The organism is Micromonospora sp. NPDC000089, assembly GCF_042899365.1.
Taxonomy (GTDB): Bacteria; Actinomycetota; Actinomycetes; order Mycobacteriales; family Micromonosporaceae; genus Micromonospora.
Genome location: NZ_JBIAZT010000022.1, coordinates 60,687 through 68,134, shown reverse-complemented (window position 1 = coordinate 68,134; position 7,448 = coordinate 60,687). Strand labels below are relative to the sequence as shown.

The 7,448-nt window shown below is 69.0% G+C and carries 1 protein-coding gene; it reads right to left on the bottom strand.

Features of this window, described 5'->3' with window-relative positions; genetic code table 11:
• Window positions 1–7,438: amino acid adenylation domain-containing protein (locus tag ACFY3U_RS26670; protein ID WP_387206572.1), on the bottom strand; the 7,438-nt coding region annotated here is incomplete at its 3' end.
• Window positions 7,439–7,448: the final 10 nt, after the last annotated feature.

Sequence of the window (7,448 nt, the reverse complement as noted above, 5' to 3'; positions counted from 1 at the left end):
CCTCAGCACCCAACGTCGACCGCTGCCACAACGCATAGTCCGCGTACTGCAACGGCAACGGCGCCCACTGCGGAACCCGCCCCGCCACCCGCGCCTGATACGCCACAGACAGGTCGCGGGCCAGCGGCCGCAGTGACCAGCCGTCGTTGACGACGTGGTGGAACAGCAGGAGCAGCACCTGTTCGTCGGTACCGTCCACCGAGATGAGGGTGGCCCGCATCGGTCGCTCAGCCGCCAGATCGAACGGGTGATCGAGCAGGGGCCGGATGACGTCCGGCAGTTCCTCGGAGGGACAGGCGATCCGGTGCAGGGCGACGGATGCGGCCGGCAGCACCACCTGCACCGGCCGCCCACCCACTTCGCGCAGCAACGTCCGTAGGCTTTCGTGGCGCTCGGTCAGGTCGGTCAGCGCCGCCTCCAGCGCCGACGCCACCAGTGGCCCGCGGATCCGGTAACTCACCGGCAGGTTGTACGTGGCGCTGGGACCTTCGAGCTGGTTGAGGAACCACAACCGCTGCTGCGCGTACGACATCGGCACCTGCTCCGGGCGCGGCATGGCGCTCAACGCGGTACGGCCCCGCCCGGCGGTGTCCAACCGCCGTGCCAACCCGGCCGGCGTGGCCGCCTCGAACACCGTACGCACCGCCACCTCACGGTTGAGGGCGACCCTGAGGCGGGAGATGAGACGGGTGACGAGCAATGAGTGCCCGCCCAGGTCGAAGAAGTTGTCGTCCACCCCCACCACGTCGACGCCGAGCACCTCGGCAAACAGACCACACAGGATCTCCTCCTGCAGGGTCGTCGGTTCTCTGCTTACCACGGTGACCGTGCTGTAGTCCGGCGCCGGTAGGGCGCGGCGATCAAGCTTGCCGTTCGTGTTCAGCGGCAGCGCGCCCATCCCGACGAAGGCCGCAGGGATGACCGCTTCCGGAACGGCCGCCCCGACGTGCCGACGCAGTGCCGCGGCGGACGGAGTCTCGGCCCCCGGGGTGGGCACGATGTATGCCACCAGTCGCTTGTCGCCCGGGCGGTCCCGGCGCAGCACGGTCGCGGCCTGCGCGACCGCCGGATGGGCGGCGATCACGGCGTTCAATTCGCCCAGCTCAATCCGGACGCCGCGGATCTTAACCTGGTCGTCGACCCGCCCGAGGAAGTCCAGCATGCCGTCGGCACGCCAGCGGACAATGTCGCCGCTGCGGTACATCCGGGCGCCCGGATCGCCGAAGGGGTTCGCGACAAAACGTGCAGCAGTCAGATCGGGACGGTTGTGGTACGCGTGGGCAAGGCAGTCGCCGGCCATGTACAACTCTCCGGCGACGCCCACCGGCAGCGGGCTCAGCCGCGAGTCCAGCACGTAGAGCTGGGTGTTCCAGATCGACGCGCCGATCGAGGGCGTTGCCGGCCAGTCATCGACGTCGCTGGGCAGCGGCGTTCCGGTGACGAAGTGGGTCTCTGACGGCCCGTACTGGTTGTGCAGGGTCAGGGCTGGGCGGGCCGCGTGGAACTCCCGGACGAGTGGGGTGAGTTGCAGCGCCTCGCCGCCCTGGATGACGTGCCGCAACGAGTCCAGTGCCAACCCCTGTTCCATGGCGGCCTCGTACACCGCCGCGATGACCAGGTCGGGCGCGTTGAACTCGGTGACCTTTTCCCGGTCCAGCCAAGCGGCGAACCGGCTCAGGTCGGAGCGGGTGTCCTGGTCGGGTACGCACAGCGCCTTGCCGTTCAGCAGAGCCATGAGCATCTCGTACTCGGAGATGTCGAAGCCGATCGAGCCGAACTGGGAGACCCGGGACCCGGGCTGGTACGGGATCACGGACGAGTTCCAGGCGACTTCGTTCATCAGCACCCGAGCAGGGACGACCACGCCCTTCGGCTTTCCGGTGGAGCCCGAGGTGTAGACGATGTAGTGCGGCGTCTCCCCGGTCAGCGGAGCCGGCCGGTCCGCGTCGGTCGGGTCGTGCTCGGGCGCTTGCGCCAGGCTCGTGCCGACCGCGGGCCTGTCCAGGACCCACAACTCGCCGGGCAGCCACGACGCATCCCGCTCGGTGGTCAGTATCACCGCCGGGTTGGTGTCATCGAGGATGAAGTGGATCCGGTTCTCGGGGTAGCTGGTGTCGATCGGCAGGTAGGCGGCACCGGCCTTGAGGACGGCGAGGAACGCGACGACCAGCAGTCGGCTGTGCTGCAGGGCCACACCGACGCAACTGCCGGGTCCAATCCCCCGCGCCAGCAGCAGGTGTGCGAGCTGGTTGGCCTGCGCGTTCAGCTCTGTATAGCTGAGGTGTCCGTCGTGCGCGCGGACGGCCTGCGCCTGCGGGTGCTGGGCCACCTGCCGCTGGACCAGCTCAGGTAACGATATCGCGGGCAGCGGCACCCGGGTGGCGTTCCAGGCATGCATGACCCGGTCGCGTTCGCCATCCAGGAACAGGTCCAGCTCTGACAGCGGCTGATCGGGCCGGTTGACGAGACGTTTCAGCAGGACGCGGAACCGGTCGGCGAGCAGCCGTGCGGTCTCCGGGCGGAACAGGTCGGTGGAGAACTCCAGCGCGCCGGTGATGCCGACCGGCGTTCCGTCCGGCGCGTACCGCTCGTTGAAGGTGAACAGGAGATCGAACAGCGCGGTACCGGTGTCCAGCGGCTCCGCCCGCGTCTCGAGGCCCGGCAGATCGATCCGGTATCTCTCGAACTCGACGCTCACCTCCAGCATGACCTGGAACAACGGGTTACGAGCCAGCGACCGTCCCGGGTTGAGAGCCTCGACGACCTGCTCGAACGGCACGTCCTGATGTTCGTAGGCGGCCAGGTCGGTCTGGCGGACCCGGTCCAGCAAGGTGCGGAAGCTCGGGTCACCGGAAACGTCGGTCCGCAGCACCAGGGTGTTGACGAAGAACCCGACCAGGTCTTCGAGGGCGGCGTCGGTGCGCCCGGCCACCGGGGTGCCGATGGGGACGTCGGTTCCGGCACCGAGGCGGTGCAGGAGGGTGGACAGGGCCGCGTGCAGCACCATGAAGACAGTGGTGTTGGTACCCCGGCAGAGCGCGACGATCGCCTCGTGTACCTGCTGGTCCATCGTGACGGGCAGCCGCGCGCCGCGGTAGCTGGCCACCGCCGGACGAGGGTTGTCCGCGGGTAGTTCCAGCTCCTCGACGCAGCCGTCGAGCGTCAGCCGCCAATAGTCCAGTTGCCGGGCGGCCAGGCTCGCCGGATCCTCCGGATCTCCCAACACGGTCTGCTGCCAGAGGGTGTAGTCGGCGTACTGCACCGGCAGTGGCTCCCAGTCCGGTGCCTGCCCGGCCAGCCGGGCGCCGTACGCGGTCCGCAGGTCGCGAGCGAGCGGGCGCATAGACCAACCGTCGCTACCGATGTGGTTCAGGGTGAGCAGCAACACATGCTCGTCGGGGGCCAGGCCGAACAGTTGGGCGCGCAGCGGCACGCTTGTCGTCGGGTCGAATGGCACCCGGCTGGCCGCGTGCAGGGCCGCCTCGACGTCCTCGACGTGCTGCACGGGCAGGGTCGGGCGAACCTGATCGACCGGTAGCACAACCTGATAGGGCCGCCCGTCGATCTCGGGAAAGATGGTGCGCAGGTTTTCGTGCCGGGCGAACACGTCGCCCAGGGCGGTCTCGAGCACCGCCGGATCAAGGTAGCCGCGAACGCGGATGGCGAGCGGCAGGCTGTAGGCCGCCGAGCGTCCCTCCAACCGGTTGAGGAACCACAGCCTGGTCTGTGCTGGAGACAACGGAACACGGTCGGGGCGTACCGCCGGGCGCAGCGCGGGCCGCGCGGTCGGCGCCTGGCTGACCAGCTTTCCCAGACCGGCCGGGGTCGGTGCCTCGAACACTGCCTTGATCGTCAGTTCGCAGCCGAAAGCGACGCGAATGCGGGATACCAGCCGGGTTGCCAGCAGCGAGTGTCCGCCCAGTTCGAACAGATTCTCGGTGACCCCGACCTGGTCCAGGTGGAGCAGGTCGCTGAAGATGTCGCAGAGCACCGCCTCGGTCTCGTTGCTCGGCGGGCGTAACTCGAAACGGTCGGCCATCTGGGGAGCTGGCAGCGCCCGATGGTCGACCTTGTTGTTGGCCGTGAGGGGCAGGCTGCCCAGCCGCACGATCGCACTGGGAACCATGTATTCGGGCAGCTGTTGCCGCAGGTGCCGGTCGACGGCGGCATCGTCGAGGTCCTCCTCGTCGGCGACGAGATACGCCACCAGCCGCTTGTCGCCCGGTTGGTCCTCACGAGCGACCACCGCGACCTGCCGTACGCCGGGGACGGCACCGAGAACCGCCTCGATCTCGGGCAGTTCGATCCGGAACCCGCGAATTTTTACCTGCCCGTCGGCGCGGCCGACAAAGTCCAACAGGCCGTCGGAGGTCCATCGGACCCGGTCCCCGGTGTGATACATACGCGTGCCGGTGGCGCCGTGGGGGTTCGCCACAAAGCGCTCGGCCGTCAGGTCTGCCCGCCCCAGGTAGCCCCGGGCCAGCCCTGCGCCGGCCAGGTAGAGGTCTCCGACGACGCCGCCTGGCACGAGCCCCAGCCGCTCGTCGAGCACGTAGGCGAACATTCCGTCCAGCGGACGACCGATCGGCACCGGGGCGGGCACATCCGCCGCGCGGCACCAGGGTGCCGAGGTGGCAAAGAGAGTGGTCTCGGTGGGACCGTAGTTGCTGCGTACCAAAAGGTCGGGGCACCGTTCAAGCACTCGTCGCACCGCGATGGGCGAAACGACGTCACCGCCGGTGATCACCACTCGAACGTCGGCGAAGCAGGCCGGGTCCTCCTCGGCCATAACCCTGAACAGGCCGGCGGTGATATCGACGCCGGTGATTTTCTCCCGGCGCATCAGCCGGGCGAGCCGCTCCACCGTCAGGTCGGCCGCCGGTGCGATGACGGCCGTTCCACCGTGCAGCAGCGGATACCAGAAGGAGTACGTCGACGGGTCGAACTCGTAGGGGGTCAGCAGCAGTACCCGATCATGATCACCCGGAGCGAAGATCGAATCGCTGACCAGTTCCAGGACGTCGCCGTGGGTGATCGCCACGCCCTTGGGCTGGCCGGTCGATCCGGAGGTGTACATGACATAGGCGAGTTGGTCCCGGTATCCGGCCACCAGGGGATCTGTCGCCGGCAGCGCAGCCGTCTCCGGGTCGTCAACGAACACCACCCGGTCAGCTTCGGGGAGCCCGCGCTCGCTCATCACCCGGTCGCTCAGCAGCACCTGCGCGCCGCACTCACGCAGCACCCACTGCATCCGGTCCAGCGGCGCCGCGTGGTGCAAGGGCACGTAGTAGCCGCCCGCCTTCAGGATCGCGGTCAGCGCCACCACCAGGTCCACCGTGCGGTCCAGGAAGGTCGCCACCGGTGATTCCGGGCCCACTCCCGCCGCGATCAGCCGCTGAGCCAACCGGTTGGACTGCTCGTCCAGTTCCCGGTACGTCAGGCTGCGGCCGGCACATCGGACGGCGACACCAAGGGGTGTGCTCGCGGCCTGCTGCCGGAATGCCTCCACCACCGTGCGCTGCGGCAGGGCGGTCCGGTCGGGCGCCGGCCCGGCACCCTGCGCCAACAGTTGCGCCCGTTCCTCGGCGGAGAGGATGGCGATGTCACAGATGCGTTGGTTCGGCTCCGCCGCGGCCGAGCAAATGACCCGCGCGAGGCGGTCCAGCAGCGTGCGGACGGTGGCCGCGCCGAACATGCCGGCCGCGTAGCCCACCTCGGCCTGAACCGGGCCCGGTTGCCCGTTGGCCAGCAGCGTCGCCCGCAGATCCACAGCGATGTCCAGCGTGCCCAACTGGGGACGCCCGGGCAGATCGGTGGCCGCCAGGCCCGTCAGGCGAAGCTTCTGGGTGTCGTCGGGCCAGACGTTCAGCATGATCTGAAAGATCGGGTTCCGGGCCGGCGACCGAGGTGGATTGATCTTTTCGACCACCCGGTCGAACGGCACGTCCTGGTGCTCGTCTGCGGCGAGAGTCGTCGCCCGTACGCGGGCCAGCAGGTCCTCGAAGGTCGGGTTGCCGGAGGTGTCCACCCGGATCACGAGCGGGTTGGCGAAACATCCCACGAGGCCGGCGAGTGCGGGATCGGTCCGCCCGGCCACCTGCGTTCCGATCGGGATGTCGTTGCCCGCACCGAGACGGGTCAGCACGGTCGCCAGCGCGGCGTGCGCCACCATCGACATGGTCGTTCCGGTCGCCCGGGCCACCGTCGCCATCGCGTTGTGCAGGTCGGTGCCGAAGTCCGCCGTGCAGGTGCCGCTGCCCCGTGCCGCGGCGGTCGTCCGCGGCCGGTCGGTTGGGTAGTCCATCTCCACCGGGATTCCGGCGAGTTCCCGCTCCCAGAACTCAAGTTGGCGATCCGACACCGATCCGGCGCCCTCCACCAGCGCGCGCTGCCTCGCGGCGTAATCCCGGTACGGGGTGGACAAGGCGGTCCAGGAAACATCGATGCCAGCCACCCGCGCGTCGTACGCCAGCGCCAGGTCGCGCAGGAGTGGTTGCCGCGACCACCCGTCGCAGACGGCAAGGTGCGACAACAGCATCAGTACGTGATCGTCCGGCCCGAGCGAGATCAGCGTCACCTGGAGCGGCGGCTGTGCCGTCAGGTCGAAGATGTGGTCCGACTGCTGCGCCAACACGTCCGGCAGTTCCGACTCCGCACAGGCGAGTTTGTGGAAGGCCACCGCGGCGGGCGGCAACACCACCTGTACCGGTCGACCGTCGACCTCCCGTAACACGGTCCGCAGCGTCTCGTGCCGGGCCACCACGTCCCCCAACGCCCGCCGCAGCGCTGGCACGTCCAGGCGACCACGCAGTCGGTGAACGAGCGACATGTTGTACGCCGGGCTGGGTCCCTCATACTGGTCCAGGAACCACAACTGCTGCTGCGCGGGCGACATGGGGTAGGACGTCAGTACAGGTGTCGCTGCCACCGCGGGCCGCAGGTCGCGCCTCGGCGCACCGTCGGTGTCGATGAGCGAGGCGAGGAGATCCGCCACGTCGGTGCCGGTAGGCGTGACATATCCGGCCTGATTGCAGACCGCCGGCAGCCGTAGGCTCGTCACGTCCAGGAACGTCACGCCTGCCTCGGCGCAAACCTGACCCACCGCTACGCCGGTCTCCTGACCGATGACAAGAGCCGGCCGCGCCGTCCGAATAATCTCGCCGAGTTGTGCGGTCGACCAGTCCTCGCCGGACAGCGGGTCGGCGCCCACCTTCAACACGGCCAGTCCCGCGACGACGAGACGCAGGCCGCGCGGCAGTGCCAGCACGACGCGCTGCGCCGTCCCCACGCCGAGGTCGGTGAGGTGGTTTGCCAGCCGGTCGGCGGTGGCGTTCAACTCCCCGTACGGCAGCTCGTACCCCTCGCCCAGCAGTGCGGCGACGTGGGGCGTGCGGGCGGCCTGCGCTTCGAATCTCTCCAGGACTGATGTGACGGTCATGGGCTGCGTC